Origin of the sequence: Melittangium boletus DSM 14713 (assembly GCF_002305855.1) — a bacterium.
GTDB lineage: Bacteria > Myxococcota > Myxococcia > Myxococcales > Myxococcaceae > Cystobacter > Cystobacter boletus.
Map to the genome: position 1 here is coordinate 4,466,148 of NZ_CP022163.1, position 19,523 is coordinate 4,485,670.

9 protein-coding genes are annotated in these 19,523 nt (G+C 65.6%); 4 read left to right on the forward strand and 5 right to left on the reverse strand.

Features of this window, described 5'->3' with window-relative positions; translation table 11 throughout:
- The first annotated feature begins 51 nt into the window (after nt 1–51).
- From MEBOL_RS18865 to MEBOL_RS18875, 3 genes are all read left to right on the forward strand, one after another.
- Nucleotides 52–4,368, forward strand: coding sequence for a hypothetical protein (locus tag MEBOL_RS18865; RefSeq protein ID WP_218920926.1), 4,317 nt, complete (start codon nt 52–54; stop codon nt 4,366–4,368).
- A gap of 184 nt (nt 4,369–4,552) precedes the next feature.
- Entirely contained in the window at nt 4,553–10,219 is a 5,667-nt protein-coding gene (locus MEBOL_RS18870; protein WP_095978744.1) for an RHS repeat-associated core domain-containing protein, read from the forward strand.
- An 8-nt stretch (nt 10,220–10,227) separates the two neighbouring features.
- A complete protein-coding gene (locus MEBOL_RS18875; RefSeq protein WP_157775216.1) occupies nt 10,228–10,860 on the forward strand; it encodes a hypothetical protein in 633 nt (210 codons plus the stop codon).
- A gap of 175 nt (nt 10,861–11,035) precedes the next feature.
- Here the strand turns inward: MEBOL_RS18875 and MEBOL_RS18880 are convergent, their stop codons facing one another.
- From MEBOL_RS18880 to MEBOL_RS18890, 3 genes are all read right to left on the reverse strand, one after another.
- Nucleotides 11,036–12,136, reverse strand: coding sequence for a sterol desaturase family protein (locus tag MEBOL_RS18880; RefSeq protein ID WP_095978746.1), 1,101 nt, complete (start codon nt 12,134–12,136; stop codon nt 11,036–11,038).
- A 137-nt stretch (nt 12,137–12,273) separates the two neighbouring features.
- Nucleotides 12,274–15,123 (reverse strand): TonB-dependent receptor, encoded by a 2,850-nt coding sequence (locus MEBOL_RS18885; protein ID WP_095978747.1) that lies wholly within the window; start codon nt 15,121–15,123, stop codon nt 12,274–12,276.
- A 37-nt stretch (nt 15,124–15,160) separates the two neighbouring features.
- Entirely contained in the window at nt 15,161–16,222 is a 1,062-nt protein-coding gene (locus MEBOL_RS18890; protein ID WP_095978748.1) for a hypothetical protein, read from the reverse strand.
- A gap of 239 nt (nt 16,223–16,461) precedes the next feature.
- Between MEBOL_RS18890 and MEBOL_RS18895 the strand changes: the two genes are divergently transcribed.
- Nucleotides 16,462–17,163: a PaxA gene (locus MEBOL_RS18895; protein ID WP_157775222.1), complete on the forward strand. Its 702-nt coding sequence runs from the start codon at nt 16,462–16,464 to the stop codon at nt 17,161–17,163.
- A gap of 22 nt (nt 17,164–17,185) precedes the next feature.
- Here MEBOL_RS18895 and MEBOL_RS18900 read toward each other — a convergent pair whose 3' ends face one another.
- Nucleotides 17,186–17,965 (reverse strand): tetratricopeptide repeat protein, encoded by a 780-nt coding sequence (locus MEBOL_RS18900; protein ID WP_095978749.1) that lies wholly within the window; start codon nt 17,963–17,965, stop codon nt 17,186–17,188.
- 12 nt (nt 17,966–17,977) lie between these two features.
- Entirely contained in the window at nt 17,978–19,510 is a 1,533-nt protein-coding gene (locus MEBOL_RS18905; protein WP_157775225.1) for an Hsp70 family protein, read from the reverse strand.
- Between the last annotated feature and the right edge of the window lie 13 nt (nt 19,511–19,523).

The following is a 19,523-nucleotide window of genomic DNA, read 5'->3' on the forward strand; positions in this document are numbered from 1 at the left end:
GAATGGTTGCTCAAATGTTACAATCAGAAATCCAATGACTCTCACTGTCCGGTGACGGGGCGCGTTCCCCGGCCGAAGACGTGTTACGAGTCGTGCGATGTTGTCACGGGCTACCATGACGAGCCGCATTTCGCGGTCCTCGAGCCATACTTTGGCTATGCCGAACAGATTTGCGGGTGTGATACTCCCCGCTGTGAATATCAGCACTGCTATGACGAGTATCACTATTTCTTCACACCTTCCTCGTGCTACGCCGCTGCGAGCGCGCACGCCGCAAGGGTGGGGGCTTCGGATTACACGCTGACGAACGGGCCGTGGCCGGATGACCGGGATGGCAGGCCGTTCGAATGCTCCTATATCCTCCACGGCATGCCGATCGTAGAGCGGGTCAGCGACAGTCGTTGTTCCGTTCGTCAATGCCGCCCGGATGAATACGAGTACGACAATGTATACGGCACCTGTCGCCATCCCAGTTTTGGCGAGGCGCCTGCGGGGTCGTGCGGTGCCTCTGCAGGACCTATCCTGTCTGCTCCCGGCCGCTCGGTCGACCAGATCAAGCAGGAGTCGCAGACTCTCCAGGCGTGGAACTCCTTGAACGGTATCGTTCTTCCTCTGGAACTCAAGAGTACCCACTGCCTGACGTGCGAGCATCTCTCGAATCCCCAAGACAAGTTCCAGTGCCTGTGGACTCAACTCAACCGGCTCAACTCCCTGGGATTGAGTGCGGCGGCGCGTGGGGCGCTGGAAGGGCAACTCGTTCACCACCTGAAGTTGTTGTTCGAAACGCGCTCGGACGCACTGTCCATCCAGCAGCGAGACCAAGTGACCACCCTCTACATGAGCAAGTCCACCCTGACGAGCCAGTGTGGCTCGGCCTGGACGGCGCCAGTGACGGCTTCCTGCTTGGTTCCGGGCTACGTCAAGGAGACGTTCGCCATGTGCGAGAAGATGCGGTTCGAGCACGTGCCCACGACTGTCCTTCCCACGATCTTCGACACCTGTTTTTCCACAACGGCCAACTACGTGGCCGATCTGGCGCTGTCCTCCTGCTCGAGCGCCGACGTGGACCTGTATCGCGAAGCCTACCTGGATGTTTCCATGGGAATCCTGATGAAATATGTGGGGCGGTTGTCGACTCCCCTGGGCAACAGTGAGGCCGAGGATCTCGCGCGCAGCGACGAGTTGCATGGGAAGCTCAAGGTCATCCAGACCTGGTACACGCCAGCGCGCGCGCAGGTTTTTCCTCCCTCTGTGCCGGACGACGCGCTGACGATCCGTATCAATGAGCTGTTCAAGCACTTCTGGAACATCGTCTATATTGATGCGGAGATCGGTCAAACCATCACCGGCGGTACGACGAGTGAGCAGGATGCGCAGGCCGAGGCCATCCGCCTGGGTATTCTGGACCGAGGACTGCGCGCGGAACGCCAGGTCTTGCGTGCCACGTTCGCGAGTGCTTCCAACCCAGCTCCTCCTCTGACCGGAGATCTCGTGCTCTACGTGATGGGGGATGCCTTGGAGGGAGTCCGGCGGCGCCTTGAGGATGTGACCCTTCTGCACGACATGAGTTGCCGCTTCATGTCATGCACGTCGCTCCGATCGAAGACCCGGCAGCTCTGGGGATTGCTGGGATCGATGCATGATCCGGATGCTCTGGACGCGGAGTTGTCGGCCATCAGCCAGATGCTCAGCGCCGAGCGCCTCGATGAGAAGTGGGTAGGGGTGTTCACGAACATTCGGGACCGGCACGGCATCTTCCAGTCGGCGGCAAAGGTTGCGCTGGGATTGGGCAATGCTCCCTACGACAAGGATGCCTGGTTCACCCGTTCCCCCGATGCGCTGCCCGCGACCGCCACGGCCTTCACCTCCTTGCTGAAGACCGCTCGGGCGCGAGTAGCGGGTTACGATACCAACGCGCTCTTCGTGCTCAGTGACGCCCATCGGCTGGAAGTGGGGCTCGATGCCCAGAAGCAGGTCAACATCAATACCCAGGTGGACGTGCAGGTCGCGGCCATTCGCGCGCGCAGGGATGCTTATAAGTTTGATCGCAAGTCGCTGGTGGAAGGATTGTTATCCCAGCTCGCTAGCCAGCAGGATCTGACCAACATCAGCGCCCAGACGGATGTGCTCTACGCGCAGACTGTGAATCTCAGCAAGGACCTGGATGGTCTGCGCGGAAGTCAAGCCATCGACGATGTCCGCCATGGCGGGTTCATGAAAGGCTTCGAGTTGCTGAACGCCGGCGTGGCCTCGGAAGGACGGGACGTGGTCAAGGTCGAGCGATCGCTGTCGATCTCCGCCGCGCATGCGACCTATAACGGGCTGGGGGGCGTGTCCAACCTTGCGACCGTGGTGGTTCCCTCGTCTGGCCTTCCCTTCAAGCTCGATGCTCAGGAGGGAGACATCGTCAACATCCAGGTCTCCGGCGAGTGGTCGCCTACGTGTGCCCTGAGCCAGACCACGGGCTTCAATGGCAGCAAGGTGAAGCCCGTGACCGAGAACCTGACCGCCGCAATGACGGGTCCGGAAGGCTTCACCGTGACCACCGCGGAGGGCAATTACTATGCGGAAGGCATCCAGACGGTCACCGCCAATGGGAAGTACGAGAATTGGACGGCGAGCGCCAAGGTGTGCGCGGGCTTGTCTTTCGCCAAGCCCATCGCCGTGATCTCGGAGCTATTGGGATTCTCCGCGAAGGCCGAGGCTTGCGGGGGCTTCGATATGGGCGACACCTGGAACAAGACCGATAGCAATACGAATGGGGAAGGTTCGGAGTCCAGGTCCACATTGACCTTGTCGCGAGGATTGCGCGCCAAGCGTACGCCCTTCCCGAATCAGCCAGCGGGCAGTTTGCTGTTGGTTCGCACCTCGCATCAGGCGGCGCCGAGTCCATCCTCGATCCCCGCCTCGAGCATCCTGTCCGTCCAAGTCGTTCGGGCGCCGAACACCTCGGTGCTCGTGGACAACGCCTCGGACCTCTACTTCGTCGTGAATGACCTGTCCGACCCTAGCTGTGGCACGGTGAATCCTTCGGCGCTGACGTTGAAGGTGGCGCATCTGCAGTCCGAGGCCACTGCTGCTCGGAACATCTTCCGTGCCATGGCTTCGGCTGAGAAGATGCTTCGGGACGATGCCGAGATGTACGTGGCTCAGGGCCGCCTGCTTCCGAGCCAGGCCATGCTGTTGCGCAACACTGCCTACAACCAGGTCTATGCCCAGTGTGTGCTCGACTGCCCCGCAGGCCAGAGCTGCGCGTGCAGCAACCTGTCGACCTACTCGGAGAGCCTGCGCAACCTCTTCGAGACCTGGTTGGCCTATGACATCGTTGCCATCGAGCGTGAGGTGGAACTCGTCAACATCGAGCGGCAGATGCGTTCACTGAATCTGGAGTTGAAGGCGCTGGCGAAGAACTACACCCTGGCTCAAGGGAAGTCCCGGTTGCTGGCGTTGGAGCCCATATGGGCGCTGCGCAACCTGGATGGTTCAGCGTTGCGCGGTGAACTGGGCAAGCTGAATGACATCATGACGCGTCTGGTGGAGCCCGTCATGAAGCTGCGCCACCATGAACTCAAGATGAGCTTCGTTGATGCGGACAAGGCGAAGCTCAAGGCCCTTACGGACTACAACCCACTCAGTTCCGACTTGGTGGACCTCTCTTCCAAGGCCGCGGACGCGGCGGAGATGATCAACACCCATCTCAAGAACGAGCGGGATCGGGGACCGACGAAGACCGTCAGTGAAATCATCGTCAGCATTCCCCGGGTCGACAAGGGCGCCTTCAGCGAGTTCTCCACGGTGAGCAGCGAGATGGCCACCGCCGTCTGGAGCCAGATTCTCGCGGGCAAAGACCCCGTCATCACATTGAACCCAGCGCATATCTATCAGCCTGGAGGCGGCCCGCTGGTACTGGGGTGCACCCAGTCGGCCCCCATCATCAACACCATGGCCTTCTATCTCGTGCATAACTCCAGCAATAGCTACCTGCCTTTCAGTCTGTCGACGACCTTCTCGCCGGAGATGACCTTCCCGACGACGGCCGATTTGTACGAGTACAGTTTCGTCCGGCCAGACTATCTGGCACCCACGGTGCAGATGATCCTGGGTTTCCCCGAGGATGTACTGAGTTCGCTGCACACGTACTGGCAGAATTCGGGAACCCAGGTGGCGACGGGACTTTCGCCGTTCAGCTCCATCCATCTCGACCTGCGCAGCTTCCGGTCGCGCTACCCGAACAACCCGGATGGCTCGCTGGGTTCAACCAATCCGCTCTATCAGGCCGATGAGTTGCTGATCGCGTTCCGGGTCGAGCCTCGGCAGGAAGCGCCCGGCGCGAAGTTGCCGGGCGTGCCGGGATGCAGCAGCAATTGAGGTGAGGGAGGGTGGGCGCGTTTCAGGGCCCATCCTCCTGTCTCGTCCCCAGCCGGTATCTCGTCTGGCTGGGGGGCTCCGGCGCCACGCGACCGCAACGCCCTCGCGGTGTCTTTCCCAAGAATTCTTCACCCATCCTTCATCAGCCGGGGCGCTTTCACTGCTCCGGTGAGGATGCCATATCATGTCCCGTTTACTGATGTTCCTCGGCTTGCTGCTGGCGTGTCCCGTCACGGCACAGACCGTCAATGATTATCAGGTCCAGGCTCCCGAGTTGTCGGCCCCTCAGCGTGGCTCGCTCGTGGGCCAGTATGCGAGCACGGCCTTTGGACCCGCGGACGTCAGCCGGGGTGGCTTCTCCCTGTCCTCGCCCTTCGTTGTGCCCGCGGAGCGGGGCCCCTTGCTGGCCTCCGTGTTTCCCACCTACTCACCCGACAACGGCGTTTCGGAGTGGGGTCAGGGTTGGCGCTCCTCGCTCGCCATCGTGCGCTCGCGCGTCATCGGGGACCTCGACTACTCCACCGATGAGCTGACCGGCCCCTGGGGCCGGATGGTGCGGGGGCTCGACGGGTTCTGGTATCCGCAGGGCCTGACGGGTCACATCCGGGTGGAGCCCGTGGCGGACGGCTTCATCGCCCACCACCCGGACGGAAGCCGCTGGACATTCGGTGGCGGGGCACGCGTGCAGACGTCGAGTGGCACATATGCCTGGCACCTCACCGAGGTCATCCTGGCTACCGGGTACAAGACGCGACTGTCGTACACGGCTAACGCCTCCGGGCGGCTCTTCCTCCAGTCCGCGCTCTACGGAGGAATGGGTGAGGAACTCCTATCTCGCGTGGATTTCATCTACGACACGCTGACGACTCCCTTCGCGGATCTTCGCTCGCGCGACGCCCTGGTGCTGGACCGCCGCGTCTCGCGAGTAGAACTGCGCGCGAAGAACATCACCACGGGGAAGTTCGAGCTGCGTTGGACACATGAGCTGGGTTATCGGCAGGAGGGGCTGGGGCCCACGTTCCTGCTTACCTCGGTCCAACAGGTGTTCGCCTCGGGCGAGCGCGCGCCCGCCATGACGTACGAGTACGAACTGGCCGAGCCGACGCTGACCGCCGCTACCCTGCGGGCCACGCCCTCGTTCGATGAGGTGCTGAAAGATTTCTCGTCCAGTGTCTTAATGCCGACCCGCTCCACCATCCTGGACTCCGAGTCGGATGGTTGGACGGACCTGGAGGAGCGTACCGAGTTCAAGCTCATCCGGCAGGGGCCCGAGGGATTCAGCTATGAGTCACTTCCTGCGGCTCCCGGCAACGCGCGGTCGGAATGCCGGGCGGCGCCGTCCTCGGGCAACACTCCTCGCACGCTGGCCCGCATGCGCGCGGATCTCTCCACCCATCAAGTGGTGCGGCTGCTCGTCCAGTCCGGTGTGGGTCAGACGAAGATCCTGCTGTGCGAGCGCGATGGCACGCCCGTTCACGAGTCCTCCATCTCGGGGACCTGGACCCTGGACGCGACGACGCGTCTGGCCGACCTCAATCGGGATCGGCAGCCAGACATCGTGCGCGTCTTTCGCAATGGCTATTGGGTGATACCGAATCAGAGCACGAGCGCCGGCTATGCGTTCGGTGCTCAGATGACTGGCACGCTGACCATGGGCTTCGCTCCCTCGGCTGTCTGGGTCCATGACTTCAACGGCGATGGCTTGCCGGACCTCATCATGCGCAATTCCGCAACCCTGGTGGTGTACCGGGGACGCGGCAACTTCCTCTTCGAGCCCACGGGGCAGACGTTCCGCGGTTATGGCACTACGGGGACGACCATCGATCTGTCACGCTTCCAGGTGAGCTTCGTGGACGCCAACCGGGATGGTCTGACGGATGTGCTCATCAACAACTCGACGCGGGCCTTCCTGCTGGTGAACGTGGGGGACAGGCTCGTGGAGAAGCCGGTGCCCGGCTTGAATCCGTCGGGGCTCGATTCGGCGTTTCCCATCGTCCAGGACTTCGCGGGCACGGGCAACACGGAGGTTTTCTTCTCCAAGGAGGGCAAGGCGCACTCGGTCGCTCTCAACACTCCGGGCACGGGACTGCTCAAGAGCGCGGATGACGGCAAGGGCACCCGGTTGGACTTCATGTATCAGCGCGGTCCGTCCACCGTGGGGAGCGGCCCTCGCCAGTCTGTGTTGGCGCAGATGCGGGTGAAGTCCAGTGGCCAGGAAACCGTCACCTACCACTACAGTTACCAGAACCCGCGCGTGCACTCAGTGGGAGGCTTTCCGCTGGGCTATGAGACGGTCTCCCGCGTGGATTCGCGGGTCTCGCACGTCATGGACTTCCTGATGGAGGACCACGTCGCGGGACTGCCATTGTCTTCTGTGCGGACGGACGTGGGTTCGCCCCAGGTGCGGGCCTTCGAGTCATGGGAATACCAGGACGTCACCTTGCAGGGAATTGCCTGGAAGCGTCCCTCCGCGCGGGTGCAGGGGTGGATGGATCCTGGCGATGCTCAGCGGGTCTCCGAGCGCACGGAGTATCTGGCGTACACCGCGGAAGTGTGTCCGGCCCAAGTGCGGATCTCCAATGAGCACGGCACCTTGGTGACGGAGCACTCTCGTTCGGTGTTGCCCGGCTGGAATCAGTCCTTGCACTGTCTGGACTCCGGTCTGGTCATGACGGGCTCCCACTCGGATCCCAACCTGAATTTTCGCCATGAGGGAAGCATCGAGCGGAACACGGCTGGGCAGGTAACGAAGGTGGTCAGCCTCGTTCCCGGGCAATCCCTCACATTGCAAGAGGTAATGTACAACGCGGACTTCTCGGTGGGTTCCATCTCGATTCCGGGCCGCGGAGTGATGGCCTTCGACTACGAGCCCGCCCGGCGGATGTTGCGGCAGGTGACCTCGCCCGAGGGCGTGGTGACGCGGGTGACGGAGCGCCATCCCGTGACGGATGCCATCCTCGCCCTGGAAATGGACCGTGGCGGCACGCCGTATCAGCAGTTCTTCCGCTTCGACGGGCAGGAGCGGCTGGCCAGACAGTGGGACAGCCTGGGGGGGGCCGAACTCAACCCCAAGGGGACCTACTCCTACCGCTATGCCACGGCCACCACCCCTGGCTCCACCTTCGTGTCGCAGCTGGTGGATGCGGCCTCTTCCTCGGCACGGGAGTTCATTGACTACTCCACTGCAGCGGGCGGCTCGGTGACGACGGCCCGCCGTGTTCCCGAGGGATGGGTCTTCGATGGCGTAGTGGAGCGGTTGTCGTCACTCTCTCAGACCCATACGTCGTTGCGGCCGGGCATGGCGGATACCGTGGACATGCAGTCGCTGGACTACACGGCACTGCTGTCGGGTTCGCGGCGGGTGTCGTCGCGCACCACGGCCTTCGGCTCATCCATCCTCTCCTCCACCAGCTTCCACGACACCGTGGAGCAGCAGGTGGCCACGTCCCTGGGGTTGGACGCGGGGCGGATGACGCGCACGGTGATGGAGAATGGGACCTGGAGTACCCGGCATCTCCTGGATGCGTCCCAGCGCGTGGTGGAATTCAAGGACGAGGCGAATGTCCGCACGAGCTACCGGTACGATGCCCTGGGTCGCTTGCGCCAGGTGGACCTTCCAGATGGAAAGTTCCACCGCGTCGTCTATGACGACCACGGACGCGTGTCCCTTCTGCTGCGTCAAGACCTGGCCAGCGTGGAATATGGCTATGCGCCCGTGACGGGCCTGCTCACCGTGAAGCGCTACGCGACGTCCTCGGGCGCCATCCGCAGGCAGCTGACGTTGGGCTATGACTCCCTGGGCCGGCTTTCCATGGAGACGTACACCGACTTCTCCGGAGGCACGGATCTGGTGTACCGCTACTACCGCGACGGAGCGACGCCTGCTCAGCCAGGCCTGAGGACGGCTCGGGGTTTGGTGAGCGCCATCGAGGGAAAGGGCTATCTCAAACTCTTTGAATACCGGCCGGATGCCCAGATGGAGCGCAGCGTCCTGCATCTCACGGATTGGCGGACCGTGGATACGCAACTCACCTTCACGGACGGCGGCGAGGTGCGCTCTGAGCTGACGTCCGTCCGAGCGGCGGATGGCTCGGTCCTAACCACCGTCTCCAAGGGGTGGGTCCGGGATACGCACGGGCGGCTCTCCGAGCTGTGGCTCAACGGCATGCCCAAGGCCATTCTCGGTTACGACGCCAACGGCCAGCCCCAATCGATGTCGTTGCCGGGAGGGCAGGTGACGCTCGGCTATGATCCGGTGACGCGCCAGCGGGTGTCGCTCGCCCAGGTGGGGTCCGGGTGGAACGCGTCCACGAGCATCCAACTCAACGCGCGAGGACTCCTGGATGTGGAGTCGATCTCCGTGGGGTCCACGAATCTGTCGCGGGCGTATGGGTACTCGTCGCGGACCTTTCTCACGAGCGCCGGTGACGCGGAGAATGCCTATGCCTATGGCTTCGATGCCTCCGGCATGCCCACGTTCATCGAAGAGGGTGGCGCGCGGCGCGACATCGTCCAGTCAGATCAGACGCTCTCCGCGGGGGGGGTGACCTACACTTTCGATGATCAGGGGCGAGCCCTCACCAGGGGGAGCCTGTTCTTCCGCTATGGCCCGAACGGACACCTCTCGGCGGCTGGCCACAATGGCGCCGATCAATGGTCGTTCCTGTATGACGAGAGGGGACATCGGTTGCTGAAGTTCGCCGGGGGGATCCCCGTCGCCGCTTACCTGGACCAGGGACTCCACCTCGATGAGGATGGTCTCACGCAACCCCTGCACTTCGACGGCCAGCTCGTGGGGGTGGTGAGTGGAGGCACCCTTCGCATGGTGGCCACGGATCTGCGCGGCACGGTCATCGCGGACGAGGATGGTACGATGCGGCTCGCGTCCCCATTTGGTGACCGGGCGGTGCGGCCGGTCCTCTCGGCGGTGATCGACTACGTGCAGAAGGGCTATGACGGTGACTTGGGGCTCATCCGGATGGGCGTGCGGGACTATGACCCCAAGCTCAACCGCTTCCTCACCCCGGATCCGCTGTTCCTGGAGCATCCGTGGCGCTGCGTGGACAGCCCGGTGGAGTGCAACCTGTATGGCTATGCCCGGAACAATCCGCTGCGCTACGGCGATCCGAGCGGCAAGTTCGCGAAGGAGTTCAAGGATTTCGTCTCGGGGGCGGCCATGGGAAGCACCGCGGCTTTGCTTCCCATGGGCTCCCTGCTGCCCGTGCCGCCGGAGCAGCACGAGTACTTCTACGTGGGCTATGCGGCCGCGATGGCCGCAGGAGGCGTCGTCGAGACGATCAATGGCCTGGGAGTGATGCTCTCCGGTGGAGGAATGGTAGGCGGCGGTGGGGTCGCGAGTGCCACGGTTGTTGGGTCGGTCGTGGGGCTACCCGCCATGGCCGTGGGGACGGTGGCGATTGGTGTGGGGGCGGCGGTCGCCATCGATGGCGTGGCGGATGTTCGTAAGGGCTTCCAGGTCCTGCAGATGGCCGACAAGTCGGGCTCGGGCGGCCATGGTCCGCAGGTTGTTCCCACGAAGTCTCGCGCTCAGGCGATGCAGGGGGCTCAGGGTCATGCCCAGGTGCCGCGAACCTCGCGTGGGGGACAGGACATCGATTTCAAGGCACTGAACGATGAGAGTAAAGGATCCAATTACGCGCGTATACAAGGTGAGGGGGCTTCAAGTCTGGGCCGACGTGATCCCAACAGCGACGCCTACTTCATGGATCATCCCGATGGGCATCCCCATCAAGTCGGCCCGGACCACCCCGCACACCACGAGTCGCCTCACGTTCATGCAGTCAATAAGCAGGGAGAGGGGAAGGTCTTCACCTATCCTGGACAGGAATGAGGTTCATAATGGGTATTTTCTTCACAGATGGACATGAGCGCCTTGTGCAGCAAGTCTCGGACGGGGGGGCGTTGTTCTCATCCATCGAGTGTCATCTGTACGTTTACAAGGCATCGCGCGTGGGCCCTTCTGGCTTCGATCGGTTTCCGGAGGGACGGACAATGGTCGAGCGGATGCTGCGCGGTTCCATGATCCTCTCTTCGGGAATGGATTCCATGCCATTGTTGCATCCGACCGACAGCCATGCATTCGAGGTTGTACGAAGAGAGTCCTCGCGCGGCTGCCTGTCCTTCGGGCCTCCCGATTCCGAATTGCGGGGGGATGTGGATGCTCTTCAGCATCTCCACCATGAATTGAAGAAGCAGAAGTTGCGTAAACGTTTTGGGCATACTCTTCCGCCTGATCCTCCAGCTTCTTTGAGATCCCTCTTCCACGGAGAACGGATTGACTCGATGCTTCTCCAGTTCGTGCTCCGGCACTCTCCATACGCCTGCCTCTGGATGTGGGGGGAGTTCGGGCTCCACTTTTTGAGTCTCAGTCAGAATGCTGGGGGGGCTAGCGACTTCGTCAAGGCCGCAGCTCTCGAACAGGGGATTGAGTTGATCGCGGTCGATTCGAGCTGCGACATCCCAAGCTGGTGATGCACCGTCGGGGACCGTGCTCGTGGTCAGGTCCCCCAAGGTGCAGGGGCTCGGTGCCGCGGCACGTCCATTCGCGTGCGCTTCGCGGCGCCAAGGCGTCCTTGGTTCGGCCACGAGGGTGCTGTTGCTCATTTTGCCGTGAGGCGTCGTCTGACGACGAGCCGTTACCCAGGGCTCAGAACGCCGCCAGCGCGAGTGGCACCACGGCGAGTCTCGTGGCCTCCACCCACCGTGCCCAGCGGCGTCCCTCGAGCACTCCTCCGAGTCCCCCCAGTGAGGCGAGGAACCAAGCGGTGAACGCGAGCTTCACGGGGAAGGACAGCGCTCCTCCCCGGAAGAGGAAGAGGACGGTCACGAGCAGCGTCAGGATGCCCACGACCGCCATGTAGAGCACCACCCGGCGCGAGGGGTACACCTCGAACCGGGGACGCCCGGGTGGCACGTCCAGGTGCGCGGGCTCCACGCCGGGCGGGTGCCATTCGGGAGGCATGAACCAGAAGCGGATCTTGTCCCAGATGCGAGGCGTCTTCCGGACGAGGGTCACGGCCTCCCGGAAGGGCCTCCAGGCGGCCAGCAGGGGGTTGAAGGTCCGCACGGGTTCGACCGTGCCGTAGGTGACGGGCTCCCGCTCGGGCTCGAAGGTGCCGAACAGCCGATCCCAGACGATGAGCATTCCGCCGTGGTTCTTGTCCAGGTAGCGGCCATTGCAGGCGTGGTGAACGCGGTGGTGGGACGGAGTGACGAAGATCCACTCGAGCGGGCCGAGCTTGTCGATGAGCTCGGTGTGCACCCAGAACTGGTAGAGCGTGTTGAGCGCCACGGCGGTGGCGAACATGGCCGGGGGAAAGCCCAGCAGCGCGAGCGGCAGGTAGAAGGCGCGCGAGAAGAAGGGCTGGACCGGACCCTGCCGCAGGGCCACGGACAGGTTGAAGTCCTCGCTTTGGTGGTGGGGCGCGTGGGCCATCCAGCCCAGGTGGGTGCGGTGCGAGACGCGGTGGAACCAGTAGTAACAGAAGTCCGTGCCGAGCAGCAGCAGCGCCCAGGCCCACACCGAGGTGGAGGGAATCTCGAAGAGCCGGACCGAGTAGAGGGCCACGTAGGCGCCCGCGAGCAGACCCGCCGCCACGGCCCCGAAGACCGTCTGGGCGGCGCCCAGGGAGAGGTTCGCGAAGACGTCCGTCCCCCGGAACACGCGGCGGCCGCGCAGGCGCCCCGCCAGCCACTCGATTCCGATCAACACGAAGAAGAGGGGAATGGACAGGACGATGAGGCTCATGGCGGGGGCTCGGGGCTCGCGGGATCGCCTCAGTCTAACGCCGGGCGGTCCGGTCCACGTCCCTGGCCGGCGGCCCAACGAAAGGGCCCTCCGCGAGTGCTCCGCGGAGGGCCCTGGATGTCACGGGGGGACGGCTGTCAGTTGCGGAAGCGCAGGGTCATCTGTCCCGCGATGGGGCTGTTGCCGCGCGAGCGCGTCTGTCCGTAGGTGGCCGTGCCGTACTGATCATACAGAGCGGTGGCGTCCGTGTTGTTGAGCACGTTCGTTACGAGCAGCATCAGCTCCATCTTGTTCTGGCCGAGCTTCACCAGGCGGCCCAGGTCGTAGCGGACCTGGGCGTCGATGACGAGCTGGGCGGGATTGCGCAGCTCGGTGAGCGTGGCCGGATCGTTGAAGTTCGACACCAGCACATTCGCACTGTTCCGGTTCACCGTGTAGCCCGTGCCACGCGGCGAGCGGTAGAACGAGATGGAGCCGGGCGCGCCCGTGCTGCTGCTGCTGAGCGTCTGGTACTGCCACAGCGGCGTGCCAGTCAGGTAGCGCGCGCGCAGGTTGAAGTCGAGACCGAAGGGGGTGCTGTAGCCCACGGCGCCCTTGAGGGTGTGGCGGATGTCGTCCGGCATGGGGCCCTCGAACAGGTACTTGAGGCGGGGGTTGGTGCCGTAGCCGTCGAAGTAGTTGCCCACGGTGCCGTTGTTGAACGCCAGGGTGTAGCTGGCGAGCAGGTCCCACCGGCCCAGCTTGCCCTGGACCCACAGGTCCGCGCCCTTGTAGTCGCGCCAGGCGTCGTCCGGGTTGCGGATGCGGTAGACCGTGCCCGAGGTGGACGGGTCCACGTAGCCGATGACCCGCGTGCCACTGGGGTCCCAGATCTGGTTGACCTCCTCGTCGATCCACATGTTGTTGTAGCGGCGGTAGGTCAGGTCCACGCCGACCACGGAACCCTCGGACACCTCGCGGTGCAGTCCGAGGCTCACCTCGTCCACGCTCGGGGGGGTATGCGTCTTGTCGAAGGAGCGGCCGTTGGCGCCACCCGAGACGCTGCAGCCCGTCGTGCCCGAGGGGGTGTCGGGCGTGCAGTCCGTGAAGGTCCGGGTCGTCGTGTTGAAGGACGCGCTGTACTGGAGCAGGTCCGGGTTGGCGTGCTGCGCGATGAAGACGTCGCCCATCTCGTTGGAGCGGCCGTAGTGCGCCTTGAGGAGCGTCTTGCGGTCGTTGGTGATGTCATACGTCGCGGAGACTCGGGGCCCGATGCCCACCAGGTTGGTCACGAAGGTGTTATTGTCGCCGTAGAGCCGGGCCACGTCGGCGCGCAGGCCCGCCACCAGGGTGAGCTGACGGTTGATGGTCCAGCGGTCCTGGAGGAACGCTCCGAGCTGGGCCACGCCGGCGCTGGTGGTGTTGGCGCCGGGCTGGCCATCCGCTCCGTAGAAGGACACGCGCGTCTGGCAGAACCCGAAGGTCGCTGGGTCGTCCGGATTGCACACGCCGCCCCGGTCCAGGTAGCGCAGGTTACCGCTCGTGCCCAGCTCCTGGTCTCCCGACAGGTAGCCCGCCTGGAAGCCCGCCTTCATCTGGTGCGCGCCCAGCTTGAAGAGGAGCGTGGGGTCGAACTGGAAGCGGTACTTGTTCTCCGTGGAGTAGTTGCCCGTGTAGTTGGACAGCGAGTTGGACGAGCCCGTGGCGAAGCTGTTGCTCGTGTCGATGTGGGCCACGGCGTCCAGGTCGTTGTTCTGGGGGCCTTGGTACACGTTCTTGTAGGTGACGCCTGTCTGCAGCTGGAAGAGGACGTTGTCGCTGACGTTGCGGTCGTAGTTGGCGATGAGGAAGTAGCCGCCGCGCGCGATGCGGGACTCGGCATCCAGTGACGTGTTGGCGTTGGAGTAGTTGTTGGTGATGGTGTTGCGGTCCACGTTGACGGCCAGGGACAGGCGGTCACTGGCCGTGGGCTGCCAGGTGAGCTTGAGCCGGGCCAGGTTCGTCCGGGTGTCCTTGGGGCGGTTCTCCTGCACGCCGTTGAGGGTGAGCGGCGTCTCGCGCAGGCTGAAGTTCATCTGGCCGCTCAGGTAGAACCACAGCCGATCCTTCACGATGGGACCGCCCAGGGCGAGCACGGGCGAATAGAAGGTGGTCACCGCCTGGGGGCCGCTGCTCTGCAGCAGGCCGCCGGCGCTCGTGGGCTGGTTGGAGGCGAACTGCGTCTTGGCGCCGGCCCAGGAGGGCTGGAGCACGAGCGCGGCGTCGTAGGTGAAGCGGTTGGAGCCCGTCTTGGTGACGATGTTCTGCACGACGCCCAGCGAGTTGTACTGCGCGTCCAGGCCGCCGGTGATGATCTCGAAGTTCTCCACCGCGTAGAAGTTCATGGTGGAGGAGATGGAGCCGTCGGACACGTCCGTGGTGTCCATGCCGTCCACGTAGAACTTGCCCCAGCGCGAGATGCCGCCGCGGCTGCTCGGGGCGGTGCCCGGGCCCACGCCCGCCACGAGCTGGGCCATGCCCTGCGGCTGGGTGTAGATGGGCGTCTGCGCCGCCTTCTCCGCCGTCACCACCGCGCCCGTCTGGGCCGAGTCCGGGTTGATGATGGGGTTGGCCCGCTCGGTGATTTCGTAGGTGGCCGTCGCCTGCGTCTCGGTGAACACCTCCAGCTTCACGTCCACGGGCGTCGTCTGGCCCAGGCGCACCCCGATGTTCTTGATCTTGGTGGGGGTGAAGCCCTCCACCGTCACCTCGAGGGTGTAGCCCTCACCGGGGGGCAGCAGGTCGAACTCGTAGCGGCCGTCCTCGCCGCTCGTGCGGGAGATGGGCTGCTGGAGCGCGGGGCCGCTGATGGTGAGGGGCACCTCGGACAGGGCGGTGCCGGTGGGGTCGTACACGTAGCCGGAGACGCGGCCGTAGTTCTCGCCCGCGGCGCGCGCGGACGAGGGCAGCAGCGCGAGCGCCAGGATCATGAGCAGCGGCGCCCAGCCTCGGAGCAATGGGGTCTTCATGGGGGATTCTCGAAAGGGGGAGGAAGGGGAGGGAGGCCTACGGGTTGCTGGCCACGACGAAGAGCAGACCCGCGGCGTTGGTCACCGGCAGCGTCTTCATGTCGATGGAGTTCTCGGGGCAGTCCTCCGCCGCGTAGCAGAGGGAGGTGTAGTCACTCGGTTGCTTGCCAGCGGGCACCACGAAGGTGCGCACGCGCACCACGGGGGACCACTCGGGCGTGCCGGGCCTGGCCGCGAACACGAGCACGGCGCCGGGGTTGGCGGGCGTGGGCGCGGCATCTTCCTGCTTGGCCTTCACCTGCACGCCGTCCATGGCCGTGAACACCGGCACCTGTGACACGCTGCCCTTGTTGTCGACATCGACGACTTCCGTCCGCGCCGCGCCGCCGTCCAGGTAGGCCAGTTGCAGGCCCCGGTACCACCCGTAGGCGGGCACGTAGGCGGGGTTGTTGGCCGGGGGCTGCACCGCCAGGGCGATGTTGATGACCGCGCGCAGGGCGTACGTCTGGCCCTCGGCCTCGGCGCCGCCGAAGACGCCGTCCTGGAGGGACTGGTGGCTCTTGATGGCGTTGCAGGTGTACGCGGACGCATCCGTCCACGTCTTCACGGCCACCAGGGGCGGGAGCACGGCCGTGGTGCCCAGCGGCAGCGCATCGAAGACGGGGTATTGCACGTCCTCGCGATACGCGTCCGTGCGCACGTCGAACGCCTTGCCCGCGGTGCACTCGCTGGCGACGTCATAGACGTTGTTCTTCACCAGGCTCACGGGCAGGGACAGGCGCTGCGCGGTGTCCTTGACGAGCCCCGAGGCGTTACTGGCCAGGAAGCCCAGGTTGTAGAAGGAGAGCGTCTCCTGGTTCGCGTTGGCCGTCACCGCCTGGTACGTGGTGCACGCCGTATCCTTCTTTTCGCCACAGATGGAGGGGGGCCGGAAGTTCGCGCTCAGCGCCGAACCATCCATGGCTCCCTGGTACGCATCCACCGGTTGGGCCGGACCACACGACATGGCTCCCCACGCCGTCATCAGCGTGAGGGCCCACTTCTGCTTCGTCTGCACGAGAGCCTCGCGGGGAATGAGGGGGGCTCGCGGCTCGAGCATCCGAAAGCGTGCCAGGCCGCTGCCGGAGCGTCCGTGTATCAACAGTTCGAGCCATTTTCCAACAAGGGAGCCGTTTTTCACCCGAAGTTCACCCAGTGACCCGGGGGGTAGGGAGAACAGCCCCTCGGATTGTGCTATGAGAGGGCGACCCTCTCAGTTGAGGCCCCATGTTCTCGCAGCAGACCGCTCCCCCAGCTCCCAACTTTTTCGGTCCTGCCCTGATTTCCGTGGTAGTCCACGTGGGCCTGATTGGTGCCCTGTTCACCCTGGCGAAGCCGCAGGCGAAACCGGTGGTGGAGCAGAAGGAGGTGGAGCTGACGCTCGTGCGTCAACTTCCGCCGCCCCCCCCGCCTCCGCCTCCCGCGGGGGGTCCCCGGCAGGTGGTGCAGAAGAAGCCCACGCCCCGCAAGGAAGTGGTGCTGCGCAAGCCGGACAAGATCGAGCCCATCAAGGAGAAGCCGGAGGAGAAGCCCCCGGAGCCGGAGCCGACTCCGGAGCCCGAGCCCACCCCGGAGCCCGTCGCGACGCCTGATCCGGCGGGCGTGCCCGGAGGGGTGGAGGGCGGCGTGGCCGGGGGCGTGGTGGGCGGAGTGGTGGGAGGCGTGGTGGGCGGTCAGCTCGGAGGCCAGCTCGGTGGGACGGGCGAGGCCCCGGTGAAGCCCAAGAACGTGCCGCCCTTCGTGATCCAGCGCGACGTGGTGCGCCAGACGCCGCCGCGCCTGTCCGAGGTCTTCAAGCAGTCGCACCGCAACCAGGGCACCATCAACGGCATGTATCGCATCTGCGTGGCCACGAGCGGAGACGTGTACGAGGTGACGCCGGTGAAGAACGTGCCCGGAGCGGACGAGGACATCATCACGGGCATCCGCGAGGGCTGGCAGTACAAGCCCCAGAAGGTGCCGGTGTGCTTCCTCTACAACATCCCCATCACCATCACCTGAGCGCCGCCGGGGCGCCGGGGCGCTAGCGCCCCCGCTGGTAGCGGCTCGCCTGCTTGTCGACGAGCTCGAGGCTCACCTGGGCCTCGCGGCACGAGGGCAAGAGTTGCAGGGCCCGCTCGAAGCTCTCGCGGGCGCGATCGAAGAAGCGGGTGCTGAGGTACTGGTGGCCCCGGCACACGAGCTCCATGGCCTGGTGGCGAGGGGTGGGCATCAGCTTCGCGGCCCGGGAGAACAGGCCGAGCGCCTTGGCGTAGTCCTGCGCCTCCAGGGCGCTCATGCCCAGGCGGTAGAGCTGGAGCGCCATCGTGTCGGGCGAGGGCGCGGGGCGGGCGCCGGAGTCGGTGACGGGCCGCGGGGCCGAGGAGGGGGCGCGCGGGGGCGTGGCGGCGGTGGGGATGCCGAAGGCGGGCGTCAGGGCGGGGCCCGGACGAGGCGGCGGAGTCGCGGCGGTGGGCAGGCCGGGGGCGGGCGTCAGGGCGGGTCCCGGGCGGGACACCACCGGGGGCGCGCTCACGGGCGGTGGGGTCCGGGCCGGGGCCGGTAGCTGGGCCGGGCGGAGCATCCGCTCGCTCCATTCGCGCCGCTTGTCCGGCTGGGACAGCACCTCGAAGGCCTTCTTGGCGCCGAGGAAGACTTCCAGCGCCTGGGCCTTCTCCTGGGGCGACTTCATCCGGAGCCTGTCCGGGTGGGAGGTGGACGCGATGAGGAGGAAGGCCTTGCGGATGGCGGGCAGGTCCTCCGTGCCCTGGAGGCCGAGCACCTCGAAGGGATTCTTGTCGTGGGAGAGGGGATCCTGGGACATGGGGCGTCCTCCTCAGGGCGAGGCGGCGGTGGGAGGGCGCAGCGTGGCCTGGGCCTCGCGGCCGGTGGCGGGCTCGCGCGCGGTGATTTGCAGGATACCGTCCGCGTCGATGGTGAAGTCCACGGCCACGCGCACGGCGCCGGCCTCGGCGGAGGGCAGCTCGGTGAGCCGCAGCTCGCCGAGGTAGCGGTTGGCGTCCACGGTGGGGGATTCGCCCTGGTAGACCTCCAGGTCCACGTGCGTCTGGCCGTGGAAGGTGGTGGTGAAGACCTTCGTCTCGCGCGCGGGGATGGTGGTGTTGCGGGGGATGAGGACGCTGAAGCGGCCGCCCTCGGTGCGGATGCCCAGGCTGCGCGAGAGCACGTCCAAGAGCAGCACCTGGGGCGCCTCGGGCGAGGTGCCGGCGACGATGTCCGCCTCGAGCGCGGCGCCCAGGGCCACGGCCTCGTCGGGGTTGACGGAGCGCTCGCCGGGCCGGCCCAGGTAGCGCTCGGCGCGCGCGCGCACCGCGGGCATGCGCGTCATGCCGCCCACGAGCACCACGCGGTGGATGTCCTCCAGGGCGAGGCCCGCGTCCGCCAGGGCCTGCTCACACGGGGCACGCAGCCGCTCGAGCTCGCGCGAGGCCAGGTTCTCCAGGAGCGTGCGCGAGAAGGAGGGCAGGGACAGGTGCAGCGGATTGCCCCCGCGGGTGGCGAGGAAGGGCAGGTCGAGCGCGGTGGTTTCCCGCTCGGACAGGGCGCGCTTGGTGGCCTCGGCCGACTCGCGCAGCCGCCACAGGGCGTCCGGGGCCCCCGTCAGGTCCACCCCGGTCTGCTTGAGGAAGATGCGCCGCAGCGCGTCCACCATCAGCTCGTCCACGTTGTCGCCGCCCAGGGCGTTGTCCCCGCACGTGGCGAGCACCTGCACCACCTCGTCCTCCACGTGCAGCAGGGAGATGTCGAAGGTGCCGCCGCCCAGGTCGAACACGGCGATGTTCTCCGGGCGCGACTCGTCGAAGCGGCAGGCGAGCATGGCGGCGGTGGGCTCGTTGAGCAGCCGGTGCACGGTGAGTCCGGCGCGCTGTCCCGCCTGCTTCGTCTCCTGGCGCTGCACCTCGTCGAAGTAGGCGGGCACGGTGATGACGGCGCCGTCCACGCCCTGGCCGAGCCGCGCCTCGGCGCTCTCCTTGAGGTAGCGCAGCACGTGGCCGAGCACCTCGGCGGGGCTCTTCACCTGACCGTGCACGCGCACCGCGGCGTTGCCCGCGGGGTCCGCCACCAGCTCATAGGGCAGGAGCTGGCGCATGGACTGGACGACGGGGTCCGAGAAGCGCCGGCCCATCAGCCGCTTGGCGGCGAAGATGGTGCTGGTCGGGTGGAGCGCGGCCTGGCGGCGCGCGGCGCTGCCCACCGTCACCCGGCCCGAGGGGTCGAAGTGCACGACGGATGGGGTGGTGGTCTCTCCCTCGCGGTTGGGCAACACCCGCGCCTGGCCCGACGTCGGGTCCACCCGGGCCATGCAGCTATTGGTCGTGCCCAGGTCGATGCCGAGAACGATTCCCATTACAACCCCTCTT